Raw genomic sequence first — 26,470 nt, 5'->3', positions numbered from 1 at the left:
ACCCAAGGATGAACGACTCTGCCAAGTACCGCACCAGACCACCCTACGGCGCACCAACCGCCTCCATGGCTTGACGATCAATAGGAGCATCAACGCTCGCCCAGGGGTGGGCAGCCGGTTGGATGTCCGGTTCTGGGTAGTCTTCCCGGGGACAGGGTGCGGAGCCGACTGCTCGGGGTGGTCCATGGAACGTCAGATACGGGTGCGGGGTGCGGTTCTGGCGGCTTCGGCGCTGCTGGCCGCGGCCGGGTGCTCCGGTACCGGTGGGCCGTGGGGCGGGGACCCGGAGGCGTCGGCGCCGTCGTCCTCCGGTCCGGCGGCGCCCGGCGGCGATGCCAAGCCCGTCGGCGGGGACGTACTGCCGGGGATGGTCAGCGCGGCCGTGGCCCGGACCCGGCTGGCGGCCCTGAAGGTGGCGGCGCCCGGGACGATGGCGGGGTACAGCCGGGCCAAGTTCACGCACTGGGCCGAGCAGGGCAACAAGTGCGACACCCGCGAGGTGGTCCTCAAGCGGGACGGCACCGGCGTGATCCAGGACGGCGAGTGCCGGGCCGTGTCCGGGACGTGGAAGAGCCTGTACGACGGCTCCACGGTCACCGACGCGTCGAAGATGGACATCGACCACATCGTGCCGCTCGCCGAGGGGTGGCGCTCGGGCGCGGCCGCCTGGGACGCGGCGAAGCGCAAGGCGTTCGCGAACGACCTGACCCATCCCCAGCTGCTGTCGGTGACCGCGGCCGCCAACCGGTCGAAGGGCGACCAGAGCCCCGACCTGTGGCAGCCGCCGGACCCGGCGAGCTGGTGCCAGTACGGGCGGGCCTGGACGACCGTGAAGTCCACGTACGGCCTGACGGTCACGGAAGCGGAGAAGAAGATGCTGACGAAGATGCTGGACGGTTGCGCCGCATGACGCAACGGCAGCGGGTGCAGTGGGAGGACCGGGTGGCCGCCGGGCCCGGCGGGGCGATGACCGACGAGGTCGGGGTGATCACCGGGCCGGTGACCGTGCGGACGACGGTGGCGGCGGGCGGCCTGGTCCGGATCGAGATCCAGTACACCGACGCGGAGGAGTGGTACACGCTCACGGGCAGCCCGGTCCCGCACCACGGCCGCCCCGCCGACGTGCATGCGGCCGCGCTGGCGGCGGTGCGCGCGGGCCGCGCGGCACAGGTCCCGCGCACCCCGCCGCCGGGCTGATCCCGGCGCGGGGCCGGCCGGGGCGGGGTGCGCGGGCCGGTCAGGCCTCGTACTCCGTCAGGTCGATGCTGTGGATCTGGAGGAGGTGGCCGAGTTCCGGGTCGGTCGCCTCGCGCTCGGACACCATGCCGAGCTTGCGGATCACGTTCTCCGACTCCTCGTTCCCCACCCGGTTGATCGCGACGATCCGGTCCAGGCCGCGGTCCTGGAGCGCGAACTCCAAGGTGGCGTGGGCGGCCTCGGAGGCGTAGCCCTGGCCCCAGAACGGGCGGCCCAGCCGCCAGCTGATGTCCACGGCCGGCAGCACTTCCGGCAGGAACTCCGGCACGGACAGCCCCACCGCTCCGATCAGCTCCCCCGAGGCGAGCAGCTCGACGGCGAAGACGCCGAAGCCCTCCTCGTCCCATTCCTCTTCCCAGCGCTCGATCTCCTCGGCGGTCTGCTCCGGGTCGAGCGTGTCGCCGTCGCCGATCCAGCGCATCACCTCCGGGTCGGCGTTGATCTCCGACAGGGGGACGACGTCGTCGTCGGTCCAGCGGCGGAGGAGGAGTCGGGGGGTGCGGATCTCGGTCATGGCCCCCATCCTGCCGAACGTGGCCGACCAGCGGTAATCGGCTCCCTCACGGGGTGTGGAAGCGCACTTCCGGGGCGTCGGCCGCCGGGCCGTCGAGCAGCGGCTGCGGGATGCCGCGCAGGTGCTGGTCGAAGAAGGCCGCCACGTAGCGCCGGGTGAGGTCGACGGAGCGGGCGCCGGGCAGCGGTGAGTCGGCGGGCAGGCCGAGCTGGTCGCTCATGGTGGGCCAGTCGGTGAAGCTGAAGTGGTTCGAGCCGTCGAAGGTGATCCACCGCTTCCAGCCGTCCAGCCGGGACCAGTTCGCGTCCCAGCCGCTCATCCCGCCGCCGGGCCGGGCGTCCTGCGAGCCCAGCAGCAGGAAGGGCCGGCCGCCCAGGCCGCCGTCGGGGAGCAGGGTGGGCATGCCGCCGTCCATGTTGATCCCGGCGCGGATCCGCGGGTCGGCGGCCATCGCGGCGGCCGCCGAGGTACCGCCGATGGAGTGGCCCGCCATGGCGATCCGGCCGGGGTCGATCAGCCCCGTGTGCCGCCACGCCGGGTGGCGTCCGGTGAGGCGGTCCAGCAGGAAGGACACGTCCCGGGCCCGCGTCCGGGCCACCAGCCGCCGCCCCTCGTCGTCCGTGACCTTCTCGCAGGCCAGGCAGGTCAGCACCCGGCCGCCCGGGAAGGCGGTACCGGCGCTCTCGTACGCGTGGTCCACGGCCGCCACCACGTACCCGCGCGAGGCCAGCTCCTCGGCGAGGGCGGTGAGGGTGGCCCGCGGGACGGTGAAGCCCGGCGAGAGCACGACCAGCGGGTGGCGGCCGGCCACGGGGCGGGCACCGGTCCGGGCGAAGGCCTTCGTGCCGGCCAGGCTCTCCACCGGGACGGCCTGGTCGAGCCCGCGGTCCACCAGCAGCAGCCGGGCTTCCTCGTCGGTGAGGTACGGGCGCACCGGCCCGCCGGTGTCACGGTGCGCCGGATAGCGCATGGTCACCATCAGCTCCCGCGGGCCGGTTCCGGCCCAGGGGTCGGTCCGGCTGCGGTCCACCAGGTGCAGGGTGTCCTGGCCGACGGCGAAACGGCCGGTCGGAGGCGGAAGCTGCGGCACCGCGGCCTGCGGCGCGGGCGCGGCCTGCGGCGCGGGCGCGGCGGCCGCGGCCGGGGCGGCGACGGCGAGCGGCAGCGGGAGGAGGAGGGCGAGCAGGGCAACGGATGCGACGGATGCGAGGGGGGCGGTTCTGCTTCGGCTTCGGCTCATGGGGTCGAAGCTAGGCAGCCGGAACTGACGGCACATCACCGTGCGGGCGGACGCACCCTCGTACGCGAGGAGGGCCGGGCCGGCCCTGCGTCCCCCCTGAGTCGTAGCTCACGGGACGCTGATCGCGTCCAGTTTCGCCCGCAGGTAGGTGTGGGAGTCGACGGGCTCGTGCCGCACCCGGCCGATCGGCGCGGGCAGGGACTCCACCCGCGTGTGCGGATCGCACTCGTGGAAGTAGACCAGCGAGACCAGTTCCTCGGCCGGTGCGTCGGCCGGCGGCGGCAGCACGCGGTGGCGGCCGGCGCGCCACCGGTCGCCGGTCCAGCGGGCCATCAGGTCGCCGATGTTCACGGTGAGCGCGGCCGGGTCGTACGGGGCGTCCTGCCAGCCGTCGGCCTCGGTGTGGATCTGGAGTCCCCCGGCCCCCGGCTCACGGTCGAGGAGGGTGACCGTGCCGAAGTCCGTGTGCGGGCCGATGCGGAACTGGCCCGGCAGGGGCGGGCCGAGGGTCTCGGTGCCCGGGTACCAGTTGAGGTTGAAGCCCCAGGTGGGATGGCCGGTGTGGCGGGTGAAGTGGTCCGCGGGCAGCCCGAGGGCGGTGGCGAGGAGCTCCAGCAGCTCGTCGGAGAGGGCCCGCATCCGGGAGAGGTACTCCGCCACCAGCGGCTGCAGGGCGGGCACCTCGGCCGGCCAGGCGTTGGGGCGGAACCACTCGGCGTCCACCGAGGCGATCCCGGTGGGGTCCTCCGCCGCGCACGACCAGGACTCCTTCAGGTCGGGCGGCGACGCCGTGCCCTCCGCGTAGCTGTTGGCCTCGGCGCCCGGCCCGAGCCACCCGCGGCCGCCGACCGCCACCGCGTACGACTCCTTGGTCGTGGCCGGGAGCCGGAAGAACGCGCGGGCGGCGTCCCGGATCCGTGCGGGCAGCCGCGGGTCCACCCCGTGCCCGGTGACCAGGAGGAAGCCGGCCGCCTGCAGGGCCTCGTCGCCGCGCGCGGCGATCTCCGACCGCACGGACGGGTCGCCGGACCGCCACGGGCCGAGATCGATCACGGGAACCTGGGAACTGGCCACGGTGAGCCGCCTTCCGATCCGGTGTCGCACATCCGCTACGGAACCTAGCCTTCCAGACCGCTGCACGGCGGTGAATACGCCACGTACGGCAGGTGGGTGGCCCACTGGGCTCGGGTGATGCGGGGGCCGGTGTGTGCGCAGGCGCCGGCGATGACCCGGGCCAGGTCGGTCCCGGCGAGCCGCAGGGAGGCGTCGAAACCGCCGGAGGCCAGCACGGCGCCGTCGGGGCTGAAGGCGACCGAGCTCACCGCGGTGACGTTGCCGGTGAGCGTGACCGGCGGAGTCGGGTGCGCGGGCCGGTCCACGTTCCACACGCGGACCGTACGGTCGTCGCCGGCGCTGGCGAGGGTGCGCCCGTCGGGGCTGAACGCCACCGAGCCGACGACGTCGGTGTGGCCGGAGAGGGTGGCGAGCAGGGCCGGGTGGCGCAGGTCGGTGAGGCCCCACAGCCGCACCGGCGTGTGCCCGCCGCCGGCGGAGGCGAGCGTACGGCCGTCGGGGCTGAAGGCCACGGAGAAGGCAGCGGTGTCGTGGCCCTCCAGGGCGGCCAGCGGCTCCGGACGGCGCGGGTCCGTGATGTCGGTCAGCCGCACGGCCCCGTCCTCGCCGGCGCTGGCCACCGTACGGCCGTCGGGGGCGAAGGCCACCGCACGGACGGCGTCGCGGTGGCCGGTGACCCGCGTGAGCAGGGTGGCAGCGGCGGGATCGGCGACGTCCCAGAGTCCGACGCTGCCGTCGCTGCCGGAGGTGGCGAGGGTGCGGCCGTCCGGGCTGTAGGCGAGGGAGCGTACGTCTCCTCCTTGCCCCGTGAGTGAGGCGAGCACGGCGGGCCCGGAGGGCGCCGCCGTGTCCCACACCCGCACGCTCCCGTCGGCGGACCCGGTGGCCAGCAGGCGGCCGTCCGGACGGTAGGCCACGGCCCGGACGTCGTCCCCGTGACCGCTGAGGGTGGCTTCGGCGACGGGCCGGTCGGTGCCGTGCACCCGCCACAGCCGCGCGGTGTGGTCGCCGCTCGCGGTCGCCAGTTGGCGTCCGTCGGGGCGGTAGGCGACGGCGAGGACCTCCTTGGAGTGGGCGGGGAGGGAGGTCATCAGGGTGCTCAGCAGGGCGTCGCGCGTCTTGGCGGTCGGCGCGAGGCGGTAGGCGGTCAGGCCCAGCTGGACCGCGAGCCCCGGATCGGTGTTGGTGAGGTCCGTCGCGCTGTCGGCGAGGGTCTGGGCGACGGCGTCGTTGCGCTGCCGGGTGACCTCGCCCTCGGCCCGCAGGGCGTTGGCCGTGGCCACCGCCGCGACCACCACGAGCACGGCCAGCAGGGCGACGAGGGCGCGCAGGCGTCGGGCGCGTCGCCGGGCCGAGTTCCCGGCGGCGGCCTCGGCCGCGGTGCCGGCGTCCACGAAGTCCTGTTCCCCGGCGGTGAGTCCGATCCCGTGGCGGGTGACGAGGTCGCGTGCGAGGGCGAGCCGGGCTCCGCGGTAGAGGGCTCCCGGGTCCCGTCCGAGGGCCTCCCAGGCGCGGGCGGCGTCGGTGAGCTGGCGGTGCAGCCGCAACTGCTCGCGGTCGTCGGCCAGCCAGCCGCGCAGCCGGGGCCAAGCGCGGATGAGCGCCTCGTGGGTGAGTTCGACCCGCCCGTCGTCGAGGGTGAGCAGCCGCAGTGCGGCGGCCCGGGCCAGCACGGTGGCGGTGTCGGGGTCCTGGCCCAGTTCCCCGCGGGATACGGGCCGTTTGGTGTCCTCGGTCCCCTCGCCGAGGGCGATGAGGTGGACGAAGGTCCGCCGGGCCAGTTGCTGCTGGCGGCCGGTGAGGGAGGAGTAGAGGCTTTCCGCGGACTGGGCGAGGGCTCCCTCGAATCCGCCAGCCGCACGGAATCCGTCCAGGGTCAGGGCGGCGCCGCGCCGCCTGCGCCAGGTCTCCAGCAGTGCGTGGGACAGCAGGGGCAGCACCCCGACCTGCCCGTGGGCGTGGGCGACGAGGGTGGCCTGAAGGGCTCCTTCCACGGTCAGGCCGGCCCGCCGGGCGGGTTCGACGACGGCGCGCCGCAGTTCGGCGGCGCTCATCGGCCCGACGACGACCTGCGCATCGCGCAGGACGGCGACGAGGGGGGCGTGGCGCGTGCAGTGGGCGTAGAAGTCCGCGCGCACCCCGAGGACGACCCGGCAGCCGGATCCGGGCCGCTCCGCCTCCTCGACGAGGGCGGTGATGAAGCGGGCCCGCTCGTCGGCGTCGGTGCAGACCGTGAAGACCTCCTCGAACTGGTCGACGACGAGCACCAGTTCACCCCGTCCGGATGCCGGCTCCGCCCCCTGGTGGGCGGCGAGTGCCTTCTCCAGGCGTTCCTGCGGGTGGGGACCGGGGGTGAGCACCTGCACGGTGCGGTGCGGTGCGTCGGCGGCCAGCCGCGGCAGCAGTCCGGCGTGCAGGAGGGAGGACTTGCCGGCTCCGGACGCGCCGACGAGGGCCACGGCCCGCTGTCGGGCCAAGGTGGCCAGGAGGTCCTCGACGAGGCGCTCGCGGCCGAAGAACAGGTCGGCGTCCTCGGTCCGGAAGGCCGCCAGACCGACGTACGGAACGCCGTCGGGGCCGGGCGGGTCCTCCAGGCAGGGGGGCTGCTCCTGCGCGCCCGGCTGCGCGTGCGGGATGCCGGCGGACGGTGCGGCGCGGAGTTCGACGGCCACGGCATGCCAGCGCCGCTCCCACTCCTGCGGGTCGCCGCCACAGGCGCGTACGTACGACAGCGTCACGTCCAGGCTGGGCAGCCGCCGCCCGGACGCGGCGCCGGACAGGGTGGCCACCGAGTAGTGGGCGCGGTGCGCCAGGTCCCGGTAAGGCGGGGATCCCGCCTCGTGGCGTAAGCGGCGCAGGGCCGCGGCGAACCGCAGCAGCGGTCCGTCGCCTCCCTCCAGCGGACGCTCCTTGCGGGCCATCCCGCCCCCTTTCCCCGCTCGGGCCTTCCCCGCTCGGGCTTCCCCACCAAGTCAGTTTTCCGCCCTCTGGGGTGGATTGTTCAGCAATTGTTTGTTCACTTCCACCGGCCCGGCGCCGAACAACGGACGGCCGCTAGACCTGGGTTCGCACAGACCACGAGAGCCGGAACGAGAACGAGGACGAGAGCGAGAGGAGGGACTGCGCCGATGAGGCGTCACCGTGCAACCGCCGCGACCGCGGCCACCGCTGCGGCCACCGGCTTGGTCGCGGCCCTGCTGCTGGGCGGATGCGGAGCGGCCACGGGCGGCGGCCCGGCGCCGCGGCCGGCCCCGGCGGGACCGTCCGGCGAGCCGGGCCCGGAGGACTTGCGCGTGCTGGCACGGGCGGAGCAGGTCCTGATCAGCCGGTGCATGGGCGCGCGGGGCTTCCCGTACGAGGTCACGGAGGTCGCCGGGGCCTCCGGCGAGGCTGCGCGGTCGTTCCCGTACGGGGTGGACGACGTCGCATGGGCCCGCGCCCACGGCTACGGGGGCCGGGAGGAGCGCCGGATGGCACAGGCGCGGCAGGCCGACCCGAACCAGCGGTACTTCCAGGGGTTGTCGCCGTCCGCACGGGCAGCCGCCCGTACCGCGTTGATGGGGTCCTCCCCCGTGGGGCTCTCGGTCAAGGCTCCCACCGGAATGACGATCACCGCTTCCACCGAGGGCTGTATCGCGGAAGCCGAGCGCACCCTCTACGGGGACCTGAAGGGCTGGTTCCGCGTCAAGGTCGTCACCATGAACCTGCGTCCCGTCCGGGAGGCGCGCGTACGCGAGGACCAGCGGTACGCGGACGCGGTGCGGCAGTGGGCCGCGTGCATGCGGGCGGCGGGCCGCCCGTACGCCACCCCGGACGAGTCCCGGCAGGCGGCGGCCCGCTACGCCGAGAGCCTGCCGGCGCCCGAGGCGGACGCGGCCGAGACCGCACTCGCCGTCACCGAAGCGACCTGCGCGACCGGCACACCGCTGGCGCAGGTCTCCCAGGCCCTGGACCGCACCTACGGCGAACGACTCCGCGCGGAGCACCGGGAGGAGATCGCCGAGAGGTGGAGGTTCCAGAACGCCGCGCTGCCGATGGCGCGGCGCATCGCACCACCGTCATCACCCGATTCGGGGAAGACCGAGACCTCTGGAGGGTCCCATGCGTAAGTTCCGCACCATGCTGCTGGCCGGCGCGCTCGCCCTGCCGCTGCTGACCGCCCCGGCCACCCTGACCGCGGCGAGCGCCGCCACGGCCGATGCCTCCGGCGTGGCCGCCGACGGCAACTACTGGGTGTGGGAGGACACCAACCGTGGCGGCCGCTCCTGTGGGTGGAGCGGCAACGACAACGACTGGCGCACCTGTGGCGCGGGCGGCAACTTCAACATGAACGACCGGGCCTCGTCCTGGTGGAACAACGGCTACGCCGGTTCCTTCGGGGACGTGCGCGTGTACGAGAACATCAACTACGGCGGCGCCTCCACCTGCGCCCCCAACGGCGGCGCGGGCAACATCCCGTGGGAGTGGAACGACCGCATCTCCTCCCACAAGTGGGTGACCAACTGCGGCTACTGACCGCCGCTCCCCCGCCTCGGGCCCTCCCGGGCATCACGCCCGGGGGGCCCGCAGGACGTGGCGGACGAGGCCGTCCGCGGCGCCGGTCCGTTCGAAGCCCACCCGGGCGAGGACCCCGTGGGAGGGCGCGTTGCCCTCGTCGACCGTGGCGTGCAGTGCGGTCAGGCCGGGCTGCGCGAACGCCCAGGCGACCAGGCCGGCCAGGGCATCGGTGACCAAGCCCGCGCCCCGGGCCGAGGGGACGAGGTCGTAGCCGACCTCCGCGTTCCCCTCGGCGTCCGGGGAGCCGTGGAAGCCGATGCCGCCGATCGCGCGGTGGTCGTCCGTACAGACGATGGCGTACGGTCCCCAGCCCGGGCGGTACGCCCCCGCCTCGTACGCCGTGAACGCCATCCCCGCCGCGACCCGGGTGCCCTCGCCGGGGCCGTCCCCTGTCCAGGCGAAGCCGCCGGTGCCGCCGTCGCGCAGGTCTGCGGCGACGTCCGGGGAGAGCTCGCAGAGCACGACGCGGCCGGCCGGGACGGGTTCGCCGTACCAGCGCCAGACCCGCTGGGCGGGCAGCCCCGGGAGTTCGCCGCGGCCCGTCGCCCACAGGAGCGTCTGCCAGGGCCCCGCGATCCCGCGGGGCACCTGCGGGAAGAGCAGGTCGAGGACCTGGGCGCACAGGGACGCGTCGGGCTCCTGGTCCCGGACGCCGAGCCCGCCGAGGATGTCGCGGGTGTGCACCAGCATCTCCAGGACTCCCACCGCAGCGTACCCGTCCGGGCCGACGGTGCCGTAGGGATGCCAGGCGCGATCGCCCGGCCGGGCCGCGGCCACGGCGGCGGAGAGCAGGCCGGCGGTGGCCTCCAGCACCTCGATGAGACCCGCGGGGCCGGTGCCGGGGGCGGCCGTGACCTCGACGGGTACGAACGCACCGGCGGCCCGGGTGGTCAGCTGGGCGCCGTAGCGCGTGAACGCGCGCGCCATGTGGACGGCGGTGTGCTGACAGCTCCACTCCAGGCCGGCGGCCGGAACCGACCAGTCGAGGTGCGCAACGGAGCGCAGGGCCCGGGCGCTGGAGGCGGTGGCGAGCTCTATGGACTGCGGTCCCGTGATCGTCATGGGGAGACCCTAGGGCGGCGCGTGGGCGCGGGGCCATCGGTTTCCCCGCGCGTCCGACCGATGATTTCCCGGCGGCCGCGGGAGTCTGCATTCCAAGAGGCGGCCCGGTCGGCCGCACATCGGGAAAGGTGGAGTGATGAGCAGCAGCCTGCGCGACATCCTGGAGCCGTACGTGGACGGCGGTGCGCTGCCCGGGGCGGTGGGCCTGGTGGCCCGCGGCGGCCGGGTGGAGGTCGAGGCGGTCGGATCGGCCGATCGCGAGGGCACGGCTCCGATGGTCGCGGATTCGATCTTCCGTATCGCCTCGCTCACCAAACCGGTCATCGCGGCGGCGGTGATGATGCTGGTCGAGGAGGGGCTGCTCGCCCTGGACGACGAGGTCGCGCCGTGGCTGCCGGAGCTGGCGTCGCCGGTCGTGGTGCGCACGCCCGCGAGCCCGGTCGACGACGTACTGCCCGCGGTCCGCCCGATCACCGTGTTCGACCTGCTGAGCTCACGCGCGGGGTACGGGTTCCCGGCCGACTTCTCGCTGCCCGCGGTCGGACTGCTGTTCAGCGAACTCCTCCAGGGGCCCCCGCAGCCGCAGCACGTCGTCGCACCCGACGTGTGGATGAAGAAGCTGTCGGAGATCCCGCTGCTGTACCAACCGGGCGAGGCCTGGCTGTACAACACCACCTCCGACATCCAGGGCGTGCTGATCGCCCGGGCCTCGGGGCAGTCCCTGCCCGCCTTCCTCGCCGAGCGGATCTTCGAGCCGCTCGGCATGCCGGACACGGGGTTCTCCGTACCGGCCGCCGATCTGGGCCGGTTCACCGGCTACTACCGCACCGGTGACGGCGGTCTGGAGCTGGTCGACGCCCGCGAAGGGCAGTGGAGCAGCGTCCCCGCCTTCCCCTCCGGGGCCGGCGGCCTGGTGTCGACCGCCGCGGACTGGCACGCCTTCGCCCGGATGCTGCTCGCCGAAGGCGCCGTCGACGGCGGCCGGGGCCGGCTGCTCTCCGCGGAGTCGGTCCGGCTGATGACCACGAACTGCCTGACACCCGTTCAGATGGCGGCCGGGGAGCTGTTCCTGGAGGGCCAGGGGTGGGGCTTCGGCGGTTCGGTGGACGTCACGCCCCGTGATCCGTGGAACGTGCCGGGGCGCTACGGCTGGATCGGCGGCACCGGGACGGCGGCCCACATCGTCCCCGCCACCGGCACCGTCTCCCTCCTGCTCACCCAGGTGCAGCTGGGCGGGCCGACCCCGCCGGACCTGATGCGCGCGTTCTGGCGGTACGCGGCCGGGGCCTGAGCCCGGCCGCGAACCGCCGCCCGCCTGCTACAGGCGGACCTTCCAGTCGGCGGTCGCCCGCAGGGTGCGGGCGATCCGCGGGTCGCGGACGGAGGCCGTGCGGTCCTCGGCCGTGACCGACAGCTTGTGCGTGCGCAGGTCGAGCAGCCACAGCTCGGCCACGGCGACCTCGGTCCGGCCGGCGAAGCGTTTCAGCTCCCGGCCGTCCAGGTACCAGCGCACGTCCAGCTGCCGTCCGTCGGCCCCGGCCAGCCGGGGTACGGACACCTGCGCCGTGTGGCGCAGCCGCAGCGTCCGGTCGGTCGGGGTGAGCGGGCTGAGCGGCCGGGCGTGCTGGTAGAAGCCGGCGATCATCGACTCGACGCCGGGCAGGTTGAAGGGTTTGCCGAGCACGCGCATGAGCGAGGCGTCGGTGGGCCGGTACAGGCCGGTGACGTAGTAGCCACCGCCCTCGTACGCGCCGACGGTGCCGCCGTCGGGTGAGGGGGCGCCGAGCCAGCGGTACCACTTCGACCGCGCGTCGGCCATGCGGTCGGCGGTCAGGACGGAGCTGTTGGATTCGGCGGGCTCGGGGCCCTCGTACTTCTCGTAGCCGGGGGTGCCGGGGTAGAAGTACTCGTCGGCGAGCTTGCCGAGCGAGTGGCCCGTCTCGTGGATGGCGACCTGGCCGGACTTCGCGTTGCCCGCCGAGGCGGTCGAGATGCCCTCGTAGCCGAGGGTCGCGCTGGGCTCGTTGTAGCCGGCGCCGCCGTACTTGGTGCTGTTGGCGAGCACCAGGACGAGGTCGGCCGCGGGAGCTTTCGCCACGTACGCGTCCACCTTCGGCTGGTCGATGCAGAGCAGTCGCTCGATGTCCTCGCACCAGAAGTAGGAGCCGAGCGCGGTGTCGCGGACGGTGTCGGGGGTGGGGTCCCCGGAGACGCCGGACACGGCGGAGACGGCGTCGACCGTCCACACGTTGAACAGGTTCCGGTAGGTGGCGTACGGCTCGACCGCGGCCAGCTCCGCCCACTTGGCCTGCGCGTCGGCGTGGAAGCGGTCCAGTTCGGCGGCGGTGTACCCGTCGCCGACGACGACGATGTCGAGGCGGTCGGCGGTCGGGCCGTTGTCGACCAGCTTGCCGACCTTCCCGTCGGACGCCCGCTCCGCGCCGGACAGCCGGGGCGCGCTCCTCGCGCGTCCCGCGGCCGGTACGCGGGTGTGGCCGGATCCGGCGGCGGTGCCGTCCTGCGGCCCGGGTATCTCCACCTCGGCCGTCGCGGACGGGGACGCGGGAGCCGGCTGCGGCGCGGCGGCCGCGGGACCGGCCGGGCCGGCGACGAGCAGGACGGCGGTCGCGCAGGCAGCGGCGGCGGCTGCGCGCAGTGCCTGGCGCAGGGCTGAGTCCATGAAGTCCCCCTCCGGGGAAGGAAGTTAAGTGATCTGTTAACTCGGCTGAACCGGTTGCTCAAATTAGGTGCCGTGCAGGGCGTGCGCAATGGGCCGCTACCCCTGAATACTTGGGAGTTCGAGCCAGTCAGGGGGTCTTCATGGACGAACCGGCCGTGATCGGTCGCAGAGTTGCCCGGATGCGGGCCGAACGCGGGCTGACGCAGCGGTCTTTGGCCGAGCCCGCGTACACGTCCGCGTACATCTCCACCCTGGAGTCGGGGAAGGTCCGGCCCTCCGAGACGGCTCTGCGCTTCCTCGCGGGCCGGCTCGGCACCTCGTACGAGGAACTGGCCACCGGGCGGCCCGCCCACCTGGCCACCGAACTGCGGCTCGGTCTCACCGACGCCCAGCAGACCCTGGCCACGGGCGACGCCGAGGAGGCCGCCGCCCGCTACCGGCCGCTCCTCGCGGAGGCCGAACGGCTCGGCCTGGACCCCGAGCGGGCGGAGGCGCTGCTGGGGCTGGGCGAGTGCGCGCTGGAATCGGGCGAACTCGCCGAGGCCAAGAGCCGTTTCGAGGCCGCCGAGCGCCTGCTGGCGGCCGAGCCGCTGCCGCGCCGGGTCCGCCCGATCCGCGGCCGGGCCGTCGCGCACCTGCTCGCCGGGGAGCTCCGGTACGCCTGCTACCTGCTGGAATCGACCATCGACGAACTGAACGCGAGCGGGCTCGCGGACCCCGAGGCGCTGGTGCTGCTGTATGCGGCGGTGATCGGGCCGTACACGGACATGGGGGCCCATGCCCGGGCCGCGCACGCCGCCGAGATCGCCCTGTCACTGGCTCCGCGGGTCGAGGATCCGGCGCTGGTGGCGGGCATGCACCGGCAGGTGGCGCGGACCTTCCTGACCGCGGGCCGCCCGGCCGACGCGGACGCCTCCCTCGCCAAGGCGCAGGCGATCTACCGTCAGCTGCGCCTGCGCACCGATCTGGCGCACTGCCACTGGATGCGGGGGTACGTACAGGCACAGAACGGGGATCTCGCCGCGGCGGAGGCGGAGTTGCGCACGGCGCGGGACATGCTCGCCGCGCGGCGGGCCGCCCTCTACACCGCGCAGGTCGAGGTCGAACTCGCCGACGTGCTGCGCCGCCTCGGGCGGTGCGAGGAGGCGGCCGAGCTGCTGTCGGGGCTGCTGGAGCTGGGGGACAGCCACGGTGCGGTGCACGCGGGCGGCGCCCACCGGCTCCTCGGGCTGATGGCCGAGGAGCGCGGCGAGACCGAAGCCGCGGAGCAGCACTACGTGCAGGCGCTCACCCTGCTGGAACGCAGCGGGGCCACGGGCGATCTGGCGGACCTGTGCCGGCTGCTGGGCGACCTGCTGCGCCGTACCGGACGGATCGAGGCCGCTCTGGACGCGTACCGGACGGGGCTGGGGCACCGGGCGGCTCCTGGTACGACCACGCTGGGCCCGGCGCCCGCCGCTCCCCCGCGGCGGTGAGCGCCGCGGAGGAGCGGTCCGGTCCGTGCGGGCCGCGGCCCGGTCAGTGGTTCTCGGTGGGCCGCAGGTCGCGCGGGATCAGCGTCCAGGTCGTGGCCGCCGCGGCGATCGCGAGGGCTCCCGCGAGCAGGAACGCAGTTCTTCTTCACGCATCACAATGAACCTCCTTCGCCTCAGGCGATACAGATTTGTATCACCGGAGGTAAAGAAGGCTCACCTCACGGGCATGTCTCACCGCTTCGTGTCACGGTCATCCCCCGGCCCGCGGGCCGGGAAGAAGCGGCCGGGCCCTCAGTCTTGCCGGGCTCTCAGTCCTCGCCGGTGCGGGCACGGGCGCCCGAGCGGGTGCGCCCCGCCGTCTGGGCGCGCGCCGGGTGCCTGCGGACGTACTCGTGTTCCAGCTCGTTCATCCGCTGGGTATGGGTGACCAGCGCTTCGTCCGATCCGTGCAGCAGGGTCTCGTGGCGGGTGCGGTGGATGGCCTCCAGCTCCTTGAGAAGCCTGCCTTCCTCCAGGTCACGTGCCGACGGACCGCCCTCGTGCTGCGTCATGGCCGGTACACCTCCTCCTCCCCCTCGTTCGCCCTGGGGCCCGGTCACTCCATCATCCCCTTCCCCGGCCCTTTCGTCAGCGCTGCCGGGCGGCTGCGGCCCGGGCCGTGCAGGTTCGGGTCACCTCGTCGGCGAAGATGCGGGCCGGCGGAGCCAGTGCGGCCCAGCGGCGGACGGCCCAGCCGACCGCGAGGGGCGGCAGGGCGGGGATCGGGACGAGCCGCAGCGGGCCGTCGGAGCCGGGCACCCGCCAGCCGGGCAGGGCGGGGACCACGGCGTGGCCCAAGCCCAGTTCGGCCAGCAGGAGGGCGGTGTCCCAGTCGGCCACGCTGGTGTCGGAGCGCACCCGGACGCCCGCTTCGGCCAGGGCGGCGTCGAGGTGGGCGCGGGAGGTGGAGTTCTCCGGGAGCCGGATGTGCCGGATCCCGCGGAGATCGGCCGGCTCGATCCGGGACCGGGTGGCGAGGGGGTCCTCGGCGCCGACCGCCAGCACCCAGGGCAGCTCCATCACGGGGCGCTGCTCGATGCCGCGGACCGGTCCGCCGATGGTGATCCAGGCCAGGTCCAGGTCGTCAGCGGCGAGGGCGTCGAAGCAGCTGCGGCTGGAGTTCTCGGTCTGGAACTCCAGGCTGACCCGGGGGTGGGTGCGGCGGAAGCCCACCACCGCCTCGGACATGAAGTGGCGCACGGTCGTGGCCCCGGTCGTGATGCGTACGGAGCCGCCGTCCCCGCGTACGAGGTCGTCCAGGCGGCGCAGCGCGCCGTCCAGGCCGGCGATGCCGTCGGCGGCGGCCGCCTGCAGGATGCGGCCCGCCTCGGTGGGGACCACGCCCCGGGCGTGGCGTTCGAGCAGGACCGCGCCGGTCTGCTTCTCCAGCCGCCGCACGTGCTGGCTGACGGCCGACTGGGTGCAGCCCACGTCGCGGGCGACGGCGCTGAGGCTGCCCGCCCGGCAGACGGCCACGAAGACGCGCAGATCGTCGAGAGTCATGGACCCAAGCTATCGCTTGGGAGTGGGTAGGAATCCGGTGGATTGACTTGGGTATGGGGGTGGTCGATGATCTTCGCAGGGCCCAGGGCGGCAACCCGTCCCTGCCGTGCGCCGCGGTCCGGAACACCGGTGCACGTCAGGACGGGTGCCGACCCGCTCAACCCGATCGGGGCAGGGCGCCGGGGACCCGGCGGCACGGTCTCAGGGGGTGAAGGTCCAGCGTTGGGCCGGGCTGCTGTCGCAGGCGGCGCGGGTGAGCTTGGTGCCGTTGGCGGTGCCGGGGCCGACCGGGGCGAGGCATTGGCCGAGGGTACGGAGGCTGCCGTCGGGGCCCTGCCGCCAGATCTGCCCGATGGCGCTGCCGCAGGTCTGGACGGTGATGCGGGAGACGCTCGTACCGTCGAGGCAGACCCCCCCGAGGCCGGTGACGCGGCCGTCACCCTGGAGGGTCCAGCGCTGGTTCGGGCCGCCGTGGCAGGTGTACAGGGTGGGTTCGGTGCCGGGGGTGGTGGCGCTGTACGGAAGGTCGACGCATGTGGCGGAGGCCGCGTTGACGAGGCCGGCGTCGGCCGGGAGCGGGGCGGGCCGCCCGGTGAGGGTGATCTCGGCGGCGCTGCTCCAGGGGCCGCGGCCGCCGGCTTCGGTCAGGGCCTTCAGGCGGAGGTAGCGGCCCGTCTTCGCTGCCGTGGACACGGTTTTGGCGGCCGGGGTGTCGGCGAAGGTGCCGGTCGCCACCGGTGCACCCCAGTCGGTGGTGGTGTCGGAGACGTAGACCTCGTAGCCCCCGATCCGGCCGTTCACCCCGCCGTCCTGACGGGGCAGGTAGCCGAGACCGTCCACGGCGTAACGGGCGCCGAGGTCGATCTGGATCTCGTGCGGGAGCGGGGCCGGGGTGGTGGAGGACCAGGCGGTGTGCCAGTGGCTGGCCGGGTTGCCGTCGAAGGCGCCCACGGCGGCGCCGTTCTCCGCGGCGGTCTCCTGGCTGTCGGCGGAGACCAGGGACCAGCCCGCCTGGGAGAGGGGGGCGGAGCCGGCCGGGACGGGGTCGGCGGCGGGGACGGAGGTGCCGGTGGCGGTGATGTTGAACGCCCCCGCCCTGCTCCCCGACTTGACCCACAGGACGCCGCCGCGGTCGGCGGCGTCGAAGAACCAGCCGGTGGCGGCGGCCTCGTAGGCGGCCTTGGAGGTCTGGCGGGTGAGGCCGCCGCCGTCCAGGGTGACGGCGCTCGGCGCCGACGCGACGTGGAGGGTGAACTCGTAGCCGCGCGAGGCCGCTTTGCCGGTGTAGCTGCCGGTGGGGGCGCCGACGGAGACGGTGACGGTACCGGAGCCGGCGGCCGGGGCGGTGACGTCCACCTGCTGCCGGGCGTAGGCACCCGACTGGTAGGCACGGGTGAGGCCGTCGTCTTCGTAGAGGCTGAAGGAGGAGGCGCCGCGCGGGTGGATGTCGTAGGTGAGGGTGGAGACGGGCTTCTCCCCCGTGTAGTTCATCTGCGGCCACATCGGCACGATCGCCCCTCCCTTGACGAACAGGGGCAGGGTGTCGAGCGGGGCCTGGTAGTTGTTCAGCCAGCCCGGACCGGCGTACGTCCTTCCGCTCCAGTAGTCCGTCCAGGTACCGGCGGGCAGGTAGATGCCGTCGCGGACGGAGGTGTCGGAGACGACCGGCGCGACGAGGAAGGAGTCACCGGCCAGGAACTGTCCGCTGGTGAGATTGCCGCGGGCCACCGGGTCGTTCGGGTACTCCAGGACCATCGCGCGGGTGCTCGGCACGCCGCTCTCGTGGGCGGTGCGGCTCATCGTGTACAGGTACGGCATGAGGCGCATCTTCAGCTGGAGGTACTTGCGGTTGATGGACAGGTACGGCTCGGCGAAGCGCCAGGGCTGCTTGTCCTGGTAGCCCGCGGACGGGTTGGTCGCTCCCCAGCCGGACATGGTCATGAAGGCCGGGGTGAAGGCCTTCCACTGGAGGTCGCGGGTGTACGTCTTGGGACTGCCGCCGAAGATGCCGTCGATGTCACCGGAGGCGTAGTTGAGGGCGGACAGGCCCGCGCCGGTGATCGCGGGGACGTGCCAGCGCATGTCGTCCCAGGTGCCGTTGGTGTCGCCGGTCCAGACGACGGCGTTGCGCTGGGTGCCGGCCCAGCCGTCGACGGTCCACACGTAGCGGCGGGCGTCGGAGTTCTTTTCGATGCCGTCGACGGCCTGCTGTACGCCGGTGAAGGCGGTCTTGTAGCCGCCGCCGATCCAGGCCACGTCGGTCTTCACCCCGCGGGTGCCGGCGGTGCCCACTTCGGTGGCGATGTCGGTCAAGCCCGTCGAGGTCCACAGACCCGTCTGGAAGCCCTTGGCCCGGAGGGCGTCGACCGTCGACTTCAGGGGGGCGGTGTAGCCGCAGCCGTAGCCGTCGTTGGGCAGGAACCAGCCCGAGGGCATGTCGGCGGCCCGGGCGTCGGCGGCGTAGCCGGCCACGTCGGGGGTGGTCTGGTGGCGCAGCCGGTTGTGGTCGCCCTGGTAGTCGGGGTTGGAGGCGTTGAAACAGTCCGCGTTGCCCAGTTCCAGGCCCCACATGGGGGCCATGAAGGGTTTGCCGCTCACATCGGTGTAGGCGTCGAGGACGGATTTGAGGGAGTCGCCGGTGAAGTACCAGGCGTCGAAGCGCCTCTCGTCGTGGGTGAGGGTGGTGGGGGCGTTGAATCCGTACGAGCCGGGGGCCCAGGTGTTGCGCATGACGCCGTAGCCGTTGGTGGACATGTAGAAGGGGGCCGGACTGGCGTTGTCGTTCTCGCGCCACTTGTTGTCCACGGCCACGGGGACGGTCTTGCCCCGCAGGGCCCATTCACCCAGACGCAGGCCGGTTCCGTAGAACTGCTCGTCGGCGCCGCGGGCCAGGTACTGGGTGGTCCGGGTACCGGTCCAGGAGGTGGGCTGGGTCTCCTGCCAGACGAGGGTGGCGTTGTCGGCCCGGTAGACGGAGAACTGCAGGGGGGACTTGTTGACGCGGATGGAGAGGGCTCCGGTGGTGATGCGGTAGTACGCGCCCGCGTCGCTGAAGGCGGTGCTGACGGGGCCGAAGTCGGTGGTGGGGGCGAGGTCGCGGCCGGCCGGATCGTTGGTGAAGGCTCCGTCGGGCGAGAGCCAGAGCCGGAAGATGTCGGCGCGGGCGACGACGACGCGGGCCTTGGCGCCGCTGGACGCGGTGACGGTGAAGGTGTTTCCGGTCTGGGTGAAGCCGGTGACGTTGCCTGCGGTGGCGGGGGCGGGCGCCGCCGCGGCCGGGGAGGCCACCGGCCCGGCCGCGGCCAGCCCAGCCGCGGCGAGGGCGCCGGCGAGCAACGCGGCCAACGGGACGCGTCGGCGCCGGTGCGGGCTCCGGCGGATGCTGATCAGTCTCATGGGGCAGCTCCTCGTGCGGTCCGGATCGCGGACACACCGCTTTGGCATGCGCCTGGCAAGATAGCGGCCCATGGAGATCACTTGAAGGAAGATGCTCGAAGTCGTCTTCAAACAAGCAACTTTGAGCACGGACACCGGGCGCGGAAAGCCGCCTCCGGACCGGTGGGGTGGCCGGGGCAGGGGGCGGGCAAGGGGCGGCCGCCCCGGTGTCCCGGGGCGGCCGTGTGCGTCGGCGTGGGTGGCTACTTGGGTGGCAGGGCCTTCTTCAGGGCCGCGGCCAGGCTATTCGCCAGTTGCTCGTCCGAGGGCGGGCTGTCGCCCTGCAGGCGGGCCATTTGGGCCGTGAAGGTCTGGGTGAAGGCGCCGTAGAGGGGGGTGCGCGGTCGCTGCACGGCCTTCTCCAGTGCGGGCAGCAGGGTGCCGCGCGCGTAGCCGGGGCGGCCGTACGCGTCCCGCGGCATCCGGTCGGTGCGCTCGCTCGTCGGGGCCGCGGTGGGCTGGCCGGGTGTCTTCGCCGCCCGGCAGGTCAGATCGTTGGCCTCGTACGCGGAGCGCCTGGTGGCCGCGAATCCCGCATCGAGCAGGCAGCGCTCGCTCTCCCTGTCGGTGAGGAACTCGATGAGCTCCCGGGCGGCGTCGGGGCGCTGCGATCCCCGCGCCAGAGCCAGGTTCTGGCCGCCCAGCACCGCTCGGCCGGGGAGCGGTGCCACCCCGAGCTTCTCCTCGGAGAAGGACTGGTGGAGCGTGCGGTAGGCGTACGGCCAGTGGCGGAGGAAGGCGGTACGGCCGCCCGCGAAGTCGGTGAGCGTGTCCGCCTCGTCGGAGCGGACGGCGTCCGGCAGGGTGTAGGCGGCCTGGGTGCGGTTGCGCAGCTCGGCCACCCCCGCCTTCAGGGCGCCCACGGAACCGGCGTAGCGGCCTTCCTTGTCGGTCACGGTGAAGCCGTCGGTCGCCGAGGCGAAGGCCTCGATGCCGTTGACGGTCAGGCCCTCGTACGAGGCGTCGAGCTGTGCGGTCCAGCCCTTCTCATAGGCTGCGTCCGGCTTCCTGCCCGGCGCGCCGAGGTCGCCGATCAGCTTCTGGACGACGGGCCACGTGGTGCCCTTGCCGAGGTCGGTCTCCGTGACGCCCGCGCTCTTCAGGTAGTCGCGGCGGTAGTAGAGCAAGCCGACGTCGCTGTTGAAGGGGACCGCGTACACCGTGTCCCCCCAGCGGGCGGTGGCCGCGACGGACTCGATGACGTCGGAGTCCACCAGCTTGTCGGGGAGCGGCTGGACGAGACCCGCGGCGGCGAACTCCGGCACCCAGGTCACGTCGAGGTTGACCACGTCGTACTCGGCGCTGCCGGACTGGAGCGCGCCCAGGAGCTGGCTGCGCTGCTGGTCCGCCGAGCCGGGCAGCTCGACCAGGCGGGCCCGGTAGCCGGAGCCCTTGCGTTCCTGCTCCTTGTTCCACTCCTCGATCAGCTGTTGGCGGATGCCGCCCTTGCCGGTCACGTCCCGGCCGCTGGCCAGGACGATGTCGCCCGGCGGTTCGACGGTGCCCGCGGCCGCGGACTGTTCGCCGCCGGCTGCGCCGGATGCGTCCTGCGCGCCGGAGTCGCAGCCGGCCGTCAGCAGCGCGATGAGGAGCACGGCGCCCGCGCCGCGCCGCCGTCCGTGGCCGTGCCTCATCCTTCGTCCCCCGTTCCGGTCCTGGCGACCTCGTCCCGCAGCCGGGCGACGAGATCGCCCTTGGTGTCCAGGCAGCGGCCGCCGCTCGCCTCGGAGATGAGCGCGTCCGGTTTGCCCTTGTCGCAGCCGCCGCTGTCCAGGGAGGCCATGACGACCGGGATCTTCTTGTCCCGCGCGGACCGGAGCAGATCGTTCAGCCGGCTGCCCTCGGTCAGCCGGTTGTTGTCCTCGTCGTCGGTGAGGTAGACGATCAACTGCGGGCGGCGGCTGTCGGTGCCGCGCCCCTTCATGTCCTCCAGGGCTGCGAACAGCGCCAGGTACGGGTCGGCTTGCAGGTCCCTGACCCGGGCGGTGGTCGTGATGACCCGCTGGGCCTCTTCGCGCGCGTGCGTGCCGAACGGCAGCAGCTCGCTGTACGCGCGGGGACTGCCCTGCTCGGCGGCAACCGCCCACACGCCGTATTCGTCGCGCCCGCCGAGACCGGCGAGCGACTGGCCGATGATGCCGGGCGCGCCGCCGGGGCCTTCCCACAGCCCGCCCATGGAACCGGACGAGTCCAGCAGGAAGAGCACCCGGCCCGGCCCGTTGGCCTCCCGGTAGCCCTTCAGCGCCCCGGTCAGCGCGGCGGGGAGGGCGGAACCGGTGAGCGGGCCGGGATTCTCCAGCGCCCCGAAGCCGCTGAAGGAGGTGCCGGTACCGGTACCGAGCGGTGGGTGCGCGGCCGAGGCACTGCGGAAGCCGTCCTTCCCGAATACGGCGAGTCCGCCGCCGGCCGCCGGGGCGGACGTCTTCGCCCCGCCCTTCCCGGCGGACTTGGTGCCGGTCAGCCAGAGGCGGAACCGCTCCGCGGCGGCGTCCCGCGCGTCCTTGTCCCGGTCGGCGCCGACGCCGAGCCAGCGCACCCGTACGAACGTCGGGCTCAGGCCCGGGACGTCGATGGGGTACTCGGCCATCCGGCGGACCCGCGTCGTGCTGTCGCAGCCCACTCCGGTGCGGAGCAGGAACTCCGGCACCAGCGCTGCGGTGCGGTTGTCCACCGCCTCGTCGTCGGGCAGGGTGCACAGCAGCTCCCCGCCGGTGCGCGACGGGGGTCCCGGCTGGGCAACGACGTGTTCGCCGGCGACCGGATCCTGCTGGCCCGCACCGTAGAGGCCGACCGTCGCGAGCAGGCCGGAGTCGGTGTTCTCCGGGTCGGGGCGCCGTATCTCGGCCTTCGGCGCGCGGTTCTTGAGCGCGGTCGTCAGGGCTGCGAGACCTCCGACCCGGTCGGCGAGCGCCTCCGCCGCCATGTCCTGCGGGACGGCGAGTACGACCGGCGAGTACGCGAACGGCTCGGGGTCGGCCTTCATTTCGGCATAGGCCCGCTCGCTGGGGGCGGGACGGGCTCGGTCGACGCTCGCGGGCGAGGCCGGGATCCAGATGTCCGGCTGGGGGCCGATGTCGCGCTGCGGATTGTTGTCGCCGCCCGTCGGCCGCTGCCACGGGTCGGACTGCCGGTTGAACGCGGCGATGACCGAGGCGGCTCCGGCACTGTAGACGGTGATGCCGCTGCGCCTGCACCCGCTGCCGGTCCTGTTCTCGTCCGACGTGAGGTACGCCTCCGTCGCCTTGCGGACGGTGGCTTCCAGATCGGGGTCGGTGAGCAGCCGGAGTTCCAGCGGTGGCTTGCAGGGGGGCCGGTCGCCGCCGCCGAAGGCTGCGACGCCGGTGGCGACGAGGCCGGCGATCGCCAGGGGGACGCCGATGACGGCCGCCATCCTGCGGCCGGTGAGGGGACGGAGCCTGCCGGGCCGGCCGGGCTCCCCGAGAGCGCGGAGAGCGCGGAGTGCGCTGAGCCCGAGTGCGCTGAGCCCGCCGAGTGCGCCGGATCCACCGTGCCCGTCCGGTGCGCCGGGGGTCCCGTCGGGAACGTCGGGAACCGCGCCCTCCGGAGGCCCGCCCTCCGGAGGCCGCGAGCCGCCCGCTCCTCCTGCCGGTTGCGTCGGGGGCCGTCCGCCGCCGACGGGGTCCAGGGCGGCCGGGATCGAGGGCGTGCTCGACGGGCGTAAGGGCGGGACGGCGAGCAGTACGTCGGCGCCCGAGGTGGCGGAGCGGCTCTGCGGCTCCCAGTCCTCGGGGGGCTCGCGCAGCGTCTTGTAGTGCCTGGGCATGTGGTCCTTGAGCCGGGCGGCGAGACGGTCGAAGCCGACCTCGCCGCCCTCGCCCCCCACGCCCTCACTCAGGAAGCGCACGAGCTGTGCGGTGAACGGCGTGGGCGTGTCGTCGCCGCCCGCGTCGATGCGGTTGTTGGCCTGCACGCTCATCAGCAGCGAGGTCCGCCGGCGCTGGGCGGCGCCGAGGGCGTCCCAGGCCGCCGAGGCGTTACCCGCGTAGCAGCAGTCGAGGATGACGACCACGTGCTCCGCCCTGGCGCCGGACAGTACGGCCAGGACGCTCTTCCACGGTGCGGCGCCCAGGAACACCGCTTCGGCGCCCGGGACGATCGTGGCCCGCCGCATCAGCAGCCAGAGCTCGTCACCCGTGCTGGGCACGGCTCCGTGGCCGGAGAAGTAGAGCAGGAGCAGCCCGTCGGCCGCGTCGACCGCGGCGTGCAGCTGCTCGTCGAACTCGTCCACGGAGCGCGGCCGGCTGACGGTGATCCCGTCGTCCGCGAACACCCCGCCCTCGCGGAGCGAGCGCTCCAGTCCGGCGAGGTTGTGCTCGACCGCCTTGAGGTCTCCGGACACCCCGGCGGGGTGCTCGGGCTGTTTGAAGTCGTACGCGGGGACTCCGACGAGCAGCGCCCGGTTCACCTTTCCCCGCGGGTCGAAGCGCGCCACCGGGCTATCTCCCGTCGCTGTCCGCCGTGACCTCGGCCTCCGGGGGCTCGCCGCGTTCCACGGCACGGCGGTTCTCCCGCCAGGCCCGTACCCCGCTCTCCACCTGCTCGAACACCACGTCGAACAACTTGGGCGAGACCGCTCCGATCAACACCAGCGTGATCTCCAGCCCGGCCCCCATCGGGCTGGCGGACCCGTCCTGCGCCCCCGCCCGTTCCTGCACCTCCAGCTCACCACTGTTCCTGAGCGCTTCGAGCTTCTGCTCCCGCTCCAGCCACGCCTTGAGCGCCCTGATGTCGCTCTCGCTCGCGCCCTGCATCAGGCGCACGCGGATGGCGGTGTTCGCCATGGCCTCCCCCTTAGCAACAACTCAGCATCATGACATGTGACTTGCGCGGTGGGGGACCCCTTGGTCATCACCGCACCGGCAAGGCTGACGATCTCGGGTTCCCGGGTGCGGGACGGCAGCCCGGTGCCGGCTGCGTCCTCGTTGTCAGACCCCTGCGCGACGATCTGGGCATGACGATTGCCACCGCTCCTGCCCTGGCCACCCGTGACGAGTACGCCGACGCGATCGGCACGGCCATCAAGGCGTCCGCCGCGTACTACGGCTCCGGCGAATCACCGCTCGACGACGCCTCGTTCGACCTTCTCGTCTCGCTGATACAGGCCTACGAGGAGCGGTATCCCGAGCACGTGGACGCGGCTTCGCCGACCGGGAAGGTGGCTGCAGGAGCGGTTCCGGCCGGGGACGTGGTGCACACGGCGGCGATGCTGTCGCTGGCCAACGCGTTCGGCCCGCAGGACCTGCTCGACTGGGAGGCCTCGCTGGTGCGGCGCCTGGGGGGACCCCCGGCCGGAGGGTACGCGGTCGAGCCCAAGCTCGACGGGGCCCCGCTGGCCGCGCGGTACCGCAACGGCCGGCTGGTCCGGCTCGTCACCCGGGGCAACGGCGCCGCCGGCGAGGACGTGTCCCACGCGATCGGCACCATCGTCGGACTGCCGGCCCGGCTGGCCACGGACGCCTCGTTCGAGGTGCGCGGCGAGGTCCTGCTGACCACCGCGCAGTTCGAGCGGGCCAACGCGGTACGCGCCGCGCACGGGGCCGGTCCCTTCTCCAATCCGCGCACGGCGCGGCCGGCACGCTGCGGGCCAAGGGCCGCCCGTACACGGTGGAGATGACCTTCTGGGCCTTCGGCGCGGTGGAGTTCGGTGCAGGCGCGGGAGACCTGGGTCGACGTGGACGCCGCTGCTGAGATGTGGCAGTACGTGGACCTGGATCGGGCGGCGGCCTGCCACTGCAGGGTCTACCGGCCGCGCGAACCGCTGCACGTCACGGAGCCAGACTGGGAGGGCGGTCGGATCAACGGCCATCGCCGGTCGTGGCGGAAGTTGACGTTGGAGGAACGGATCCGTCTGGTGACGCCCGAGGGCATGCCTGCGGTACTCGCGCTGCAGGCGGACGGGACGCCGTTCACGGACTGGGGGACGGTGTTCCGGCGGACCTCGGAACGAATCCGCCGGGACTTCGAGCCGCGCTTCCCGATCGTGACCCCTCACACGCTGAGGCACACGTTCGCCATGAGGACGTTGGAGAAGCTGGTCAAGGGCTACTACCAGCGCGCCGCCGCGCTGGTCGCGGACACGCACGCCGACGCTGCCCTGGCCCTCTACCTGACCAAACACGACCCGATGCTGGTGCTGCGTGACCTGATGGGACACACCAGCGTGACAACGACGGAAATCTACGTCGCGCGCTTGGACGTGCAGCGGATCTACGGAGATTTCTACCGCGAGGTCGGTGCGACCAGCGGTCTGATGTCGGCCGAGGTCGCCTCGGAGTTCGACGAAGAGAATGATGCCGCGTGGTGACCCGCGTCGAGAGCGATCCGCTGCGGATCGAGTTCAGCTTCCCCGACTCCACCCGGTGGACAGGCGACCTGAGCCAGACCCCGAACCCGGTCCTCGCCCGTGATCTGGCCCACGGGCTCGTGCGGTTGGTCCACCCCCTCGGGGGCGTCAAGCGACGTCACACAGCAGTCTTCTACTGCGTGGCCGCCCGTCGCATGATCGCGGCCCTGGACGAGGCCGGGTTCCGGGGCGGGGTCGCTGATCTGCGCAAGAGCCACATGCTGGCCTACTGGATGTCGGCTTCCGGCGAGCACGTGGCCAATAGCAAGATGCTGCTGAAGAGCTGCGGGGACCAGGTGGACGCCGAGCTGCGGGCCTACGTAGAGGGGCGGGCGGTCAAGCGTCGCTCGCCGACGAAACCGCTGCAGCCCTACAGCGAGCGCGAGTGGAAGAACCTTGAGTCGGGGCTGCGCGAAGAGGTTCGGGCCTGGATAGCGGCCCACCGCGAGACCGTCGCCCTGGCCAAGTTGGGGCCGGACCCCAGCGACCGGGGTATGAACCGGCAGAACCTCGCTCACCTGCTCCTCGAACACGGCCCCCTCGCCGTCGCCGGGATGGCCGGGCATCTGGGCATCTCCGGTGCCGTCCTCAACGCGTCCAAGACCGATCTGCTGCCACTGCGCAACGCGCTCTATCCCACGGTCCACGAGGTCTTCGCGTTCAGGATGCTGTTTGGTGTCTACTCGGGCGTGGTACCGGACGGCATCCGCGACGTCCGGATGCAGGGCGTGACCTGGGCGGGCAGCCGTACTGTGCTGATGGCCTACGACAAGCACCGGCGGGGAATCGAGTCGGTGAATCTGGCCTCGCGGGCTGTGCGCCTGCTGGAGGCCTGGCTGGAGGTGTCCGAACCGATACGCCGCTATGCCCAGCCTGAGACGGCCGATTCCCTGTGGATCTTCCGGACCTTCCGCGGGGAGGGCCCGAAGGGCACCAGCGAGTTCTTCCCCATCGTCGCTGCCAGCGACCTGCCCGGCAGCGGCAACAAGCCCAGGGCCCGACTGGCGAAGCGGCTGGGCCTACTCACCGACGGGGGCGAACCGCTGCTGGTGCATGGCGCCCGGGTCCGCACCACCTACCACAACGTGCTTTCGCGCAAGGGTTGGACCGGCCGCACGACCATCGACCCGAACCACTCAGCCAAGGTTGAGGGTGATCACTACGTCTCCACGCTGCCCCCGTTATGTTTTTCGCGGTCCTGCAATGGGGCCGCCGGCCTCCGGGCCCGGTATGACTGTGTCCCCTCTGTCGCATGGATGACCTGGGGGGT

At 73.2% G+C, this 26,470-nt stretch carries 20 protein-coding genes and 1 pseudogene; 9 read left to right on the top strand and 12 right to left on the bottom strand.

What is annotated here, in order from left to right:
- The first annotated feature begins 184 nt into the window (after window positions 1-184).
- Window positions 185-910, top strand: a complete 726-nt coding sequence (locus tag AB0B01_RS28140) for an HNH endonuclease family protein (RefSeq protein WP_361724848.1) — start codon at window positions 185-187, stop codon at window positions 908-910.
- Window positions 907-1,197 carry a hypothetical protein gene (locus AB0B01_RS28135; protein ID WP_361724845.1) on the top strand — a complete coding sequence of 97 codons (291 nt, stop codon included), beginning with the start codon at window positions 907-909 and terminating at the stop codon, window positions 1,195-1,197. Before AB0B01_RS28140 ends, AB0B01_RS28135 begins: the two co-directional genes overlap by 4 nt.
- A gap of 40 nt (window positions 1,198-1,237) precedes the next feature.
- Here AB0B01_RS28135 and AB0B01_RS28130 read toward each other — a convergent pair whose 3' ends face one another.
- The 4 genes from AB0B01_RS28130 to AB0B01_RS28115 all read right to left on the bottom strand — a co-directional run bounded on the left by AB0B01_RS28130 (window position 1,238) and on the right by AB0B01_RS28115 (window position 7,006).
- The gene (locus tag AB0B01_RS28130) at window positions 1,238-1,771 is read right to left on the bottom strand and encodes a GNAT family N-acetyltransferase (RefSeq protein WP_361724842.1); all 534 of its coding nucleotides are present in this window, start codon (window positions 1,769-1,771) and stop codon (window positions 1,238-1,240) included.
- 46 nt (window positions 1,772-1,817) lie between these two features.
- On the bottom strand, window positions 1,818-3,011 hold the full coding sequence (locus AB0B01_RS28125) for an alpha/beta hydrolase (protein WP_361724840.1): 1,194 nt from the start codon (window positions 3,009-3,011) through the stop codon (window positions 1,818-1,820).
- Between the two features lie 108 nt (window positions 3,012-3,119).
- Window positions 3,120-4,085, bottom strand: a complete 966-nt coding sequence (locus AB0B01_RS28120; RefSeq protein WP_361724837.1) for a 2-oxoglutarate and iron-dependent oxygenase domain-containing protein — start codon at window positions 4,083-4,085, stop codon at window positions 3,120-3,122.
- A gap of 44 nt (window positions 4,086-4,129) precedes the next feature.
- Window positions 4,130-7,006: a hypothetical protein gene (locus AB0B01_RS28115; protein WP_361724834.1), complete on the bottom strand. Its 2,877-nt coding sequence runs from the start codon at window positions 7,004-7,006 to the stop codon at window positions 4,130-4,132.
- Window positions 7,007-7,213: 207 nt separating this feature from the next.
- Between AB0B01_RS28115 and AB0B01_RS28110 the strand changes: the two genes are divergently transcribed.
- Both AB0B01_RS28110 and AB0B01_RS28105 read left to right on the top strand, forming a co-directional pair.
- Window positions 7,214-8,194 (top strand): hypothetical protein, encoded by a 981-nt coding sequence (locus tag AB0B01_RS28110; RefSeq protein ID WP_361724831.1) that lies wholly within the window; start codon window positions 7,214-7,216, stop codon window positions 8,192-8,194.
- Window positions 8,187-8,600 carry a peptidase inhibitor family I36 protein gene (locus AB0B01_RS28105; protein ID WP_361724828.1) on the top strand — a complete coding sequence of 138 codons (414 nt, stop codon included), beginning with the start codon at window positions 8,187-8,189 and terminating at the stop codon, window positions 8,598-8,600. Before AB0B01_RS28110 ends, AB0B01_RS28105 begins: the two co-directional genes overlap by 8 nt.
- Window positions 8,601-8,633: 33 nt before the next feature.
- Here the strand turns inward: AB0B01_RS28105 and AB0B01_RS28100 are convergent, their stop codons facing one another.
- Entirely contained in the window at window positions 8,634-9,704 is a 1,071-nt protein-coding gene (locus AB0B01_RS28100; RefSeq protein WP_361724825.1) for a GNAT family N-acetyltransferase, read from the bottom strand.
- A gap of 136 nt (window positions 9,705-9,840) precedes the next feature.
- Between AB0B01_RS28100 and AB0B01_RS28095 the strand changes: the two genes are divergently transcribed.
- Complete coding sequence (locus tag AB0B01_RS28095) at window positions 9,841-10,995, top strand: serine hydrolase domain-containing protein (RefSeq protein WP_361724822.1); 1,155 nt, start codon at window positions 9,841-9,843, stop codon at window positions 10,993-10,995.
- 27 nt (window positions 10,996-11,022) lie between these two features.
- Here the strand turns inward: AB0B01_RS28095 and AB0B01_RS28090 are convergent, their stop codons facing one another.
- Window positions 11,023-12,384 carry a M64 family metallopeptidase gene (locus AB0B01_RS28090; RefSeq protein WP_361724819.1) on the bottom strand — a complete coding sequence of 454 codons (1,362 nt, stop codon included), beginning with the start codon at window positions 12,382-12,384 and terminating at the stop codon, window positions 11,023-11,025.
- 140 nt (window positions 12,385-12,524) lie between these two features.
- Between AB0B01_RS28090 and AB0B01_RS28085 the strand changes: the two genes are divergently transcribed.
- Entirely contained in the window at window positions 12,525-13,859 is a 1,335-nt protein-coding gene (locus AB0B01_RS28085; RefSeq protein ID WP_361724816.1) for a tetratricopeptide repeat protein, read from the top strand.
- Between the two features lie 308 nt (window positions 13,860-14,167).
- Here the strand turns inward: AB0B01_RS28085 and AB0B01_RS28080 are convergent, their stop codons facing one another.
- The 6 genes from AB0B01_RS28080 to AB0B01_RS28055 all read right to left on the bottom strand — a co-directional run bounded on the left by AB0B01_RS28080 (window position 14,168) and on the right by AB0B01_RS28055 (window position 23,638).
- Window positions 14,168-14,410, bottom strand: coding sequence for a DUF6158 family protein (locus AB0B01_RS28080; RefSeq protein WP_361724813.1), 243 nt, complete (start codon window positions 14,408-14,410; stop codon window positions 14,168-14,170).
- Window positions 14,411-14,486: 76 nt separating this feature from the next.
- Entirely contained in the window at window positions 14,487-15,401 is a 915-nt protein-coding gene (locus AB0B01_RS28075; RefSeq protein ID WP_361724810.1) for a LysR family transcriptional regulator, read from the bottom strand.
- A gap of 201 nt (window positions 15,402-15,602) precedes the next feature.
- Window positions 15,603-18,797, bottom strand: a complete 3,195-nt coding sequence (locus tag AB0B01_RS28070; protein ID WP_361724807.1) for a TIM-barrel domain-containing protein — start codon at window positions 18,795-18,797, stop codon at window positions 15,603-15,605.
- A 242-nt stretch (window positions 18,798-19,039) separates the two neighbouring features.
- Window positions 19,040-20,470 carry an extracellular solute-binding protein gene (locus tag AB0B01_RS28065; protein WP_361724804.1) on the bottom strand — a complete coding sequence of 477 codons (1,431 nt, stop codon included), beginning with the start codon at window positions 20,468-20,470 and terminating at the stop codon, window positions 19,040-19,042.
- A complete protein-coding gene (locus AB0B01_RS28060; RefSeq protein ID WP_361724801.1) occupies window positions 20,467-23,289 on the bottom strand; it encodes a substrate-binding domain-containing protein in 2,823 nt (940 codons plus the stop codon). Before AB0B01_RS28060 ends, AB0B01_RS28065 begins: the two co-directional genes overlap by 4 nt.
- A 4-nt stretch (window positions 23,290-23,293) precedes the next feature.
- Window positions 23,294-23,638, bottom strand: coding sequence for a hypothetical protein (locus AB0B01_RS28055; RefSeq protein ID WP_361724799.1), 345 nt, complete (start codon window positions 23,636-23,638; stop codon window positions 23,294-23,296).
- Between the two features lie 170 nt (window positions 23,639-23,808).
- Between AB0B01_RS28055 and AB0B01_RS28050 the strand changes: the two are divergent.
- The 3 genes and pseudogenes from AB0B01_RS28050 to AB0B01_RS28040 all read left to right on the top strand — a co-directional run.
- Window positions 23,809-24,497: pseudogene (locus AB0B01_RS28050) on the top strand (NAD-dependent DNA ligase LigA); the annotation flags it as partial.
- A gap of 4 nt (window positions 24,498-24,501) precedes the next feature.
- Window positions 24,502-25,161 (top strand): hypothetical protein, encoded by a 660-nt coding sequence (locus AB0B01_RS28045; RefSeq protein WP_361724851.1) that lies wholly within the window; start codon window positions 24,502-24,504, stop codon window positions 25,159-25,161.
- A partial coding sequence (locus AB0B01_RS28040) for a hypothetical protein (RefSeq protein WP_361724796.1) occupies window positions 25,158-26,470 on the top strand: 1,313 nt, incomplete at its 3' end. The genes AB0B01_RS28045 and AB0B01_RS28040, both read left to right, overlap by 4 nt.

Source organism: Streptomyces sp. NPDC044571, assembly GCF_040647115.1.
GTDB lineage: Bacteria > Actinomycetota > Actinomycetes > Streptomycetales > Streptomycetaceae > Streptomyces.
Note: the sequence above shows the minus strand (reverse complement) of the source record. Positions and strands in the feature narration are given on the sequence as shown.

Coding starts and splice junctions, on each gene's coding strand:
- AB0B01_RS28140 (WP_361724848.1), top strand. CDS start 185: ATGGAACGTCAGATACGGGTGCGGGGTGCGGTTCTGGCGGCTTCGGCG.
- AB0B01_RS28135 (WP_361724845.1), top strand. CDS start 907: ATGACGCAACGGCAGCGGGTGCAGTGGGAGGACCGGGTGGCCGCCGGG.
- AB0B01_RS28130 (WP_361724842.1), bottom strand. CDS start 1,771: ATGACCGAGATCCGCACCCCCCGACTCCTCCTCCGCCGCTGGACCGAC.
- AB0B01_RS28125 (WP_361724840.1), bottom strand. CDS start 3,011: ATGAGCCGAAGCCGAAGCAGAACCGCCCCCCTCGCATCCGTCGCATCC.
- AB0B01_RS28115 (WP_361724834.1), bottom strand. CDS start 7,006: ATGGCCCGCAAGGAGCGTCCGCTGGAGGGAGGCGACGGACCGCTGCTG.
- AB0B01_RS28110 (WP_361724831.1), top strand. CDS start 7,214: ATGAGGCGTCACCGTGCAACCGCCGCGACCGCGGCCACCGCTGCGGCC.
- AB0B01_RS28105 (WP_361724828.1), top strand. CDS start 8,187: ATGCGTAAGTTCCGCACCATGCTGCTGGCCGGCGCGCTCGCCCTGCCG.
- AB0B01_RS28100 (WP_361724825.1), bottom strand. CDS start 9,704: ATGACGATCACGGGACCGCAGTCCATAGAGCTCGCCACCGCCTCCAGC.
- AB0B01_RS28095 (WP_361724822.1), top strand. CDS start 9,841: ATGAGCAGCAGCCTGCGCGACATCCTGGAGCCGTACGTGGACGGCGGT.
- AB0B01_RS28090 (WP_361724819.1), bottom strand. CDS start 12,384: ATGGACTCAGCCCTGCGCCAGGCACTGCGCGCAGCCGCCGCCGCTGCC.
- AB0B01_RS28085 (WP_361724816.1), top strand. CDS start 12,525: ATGGACGAACCGGCCGTGATCGGTCGCAGAGTTGCCCGGATGCGGGCC.
- AB0B01_RS28080 (WP_361724813.1), bottom strand. CDS start 14,410: ATGACGCAGCACGAGGGCGGTCCGTCGGCACGTGACCTGGAGGAAGGC.
- AB0B01_RS28075 (WP_361724810.1), bottom strand. CDS start 15,401: ATGACTCTCGACGATCTGCGCGTCTTCGTGGCCGTCTGCCGGGCGGGC.
- AB0B01_RS28070 (WP_361724807.1), bottom strand. CDS start 18,797: ATGAGACTGATCAGCATCCGCCGGAGCCCGCACCGGCGCCGACGCGTC.
- AB0B01_RS28065 (WP_361724804.1), bottom strand. CDS start 20,470: ATGAGGCACGGCCACGGACGGCGGCGCGGCGCGGGCGCCGTGCTCCTC.
- AB0B01_RS28055 (WP_361724799.1), bottom strand. CDS start 23,638: ATGGCGAACACCGCCATCCGCGTGCGCCTGATGCAGGGCGCGAGCGAG.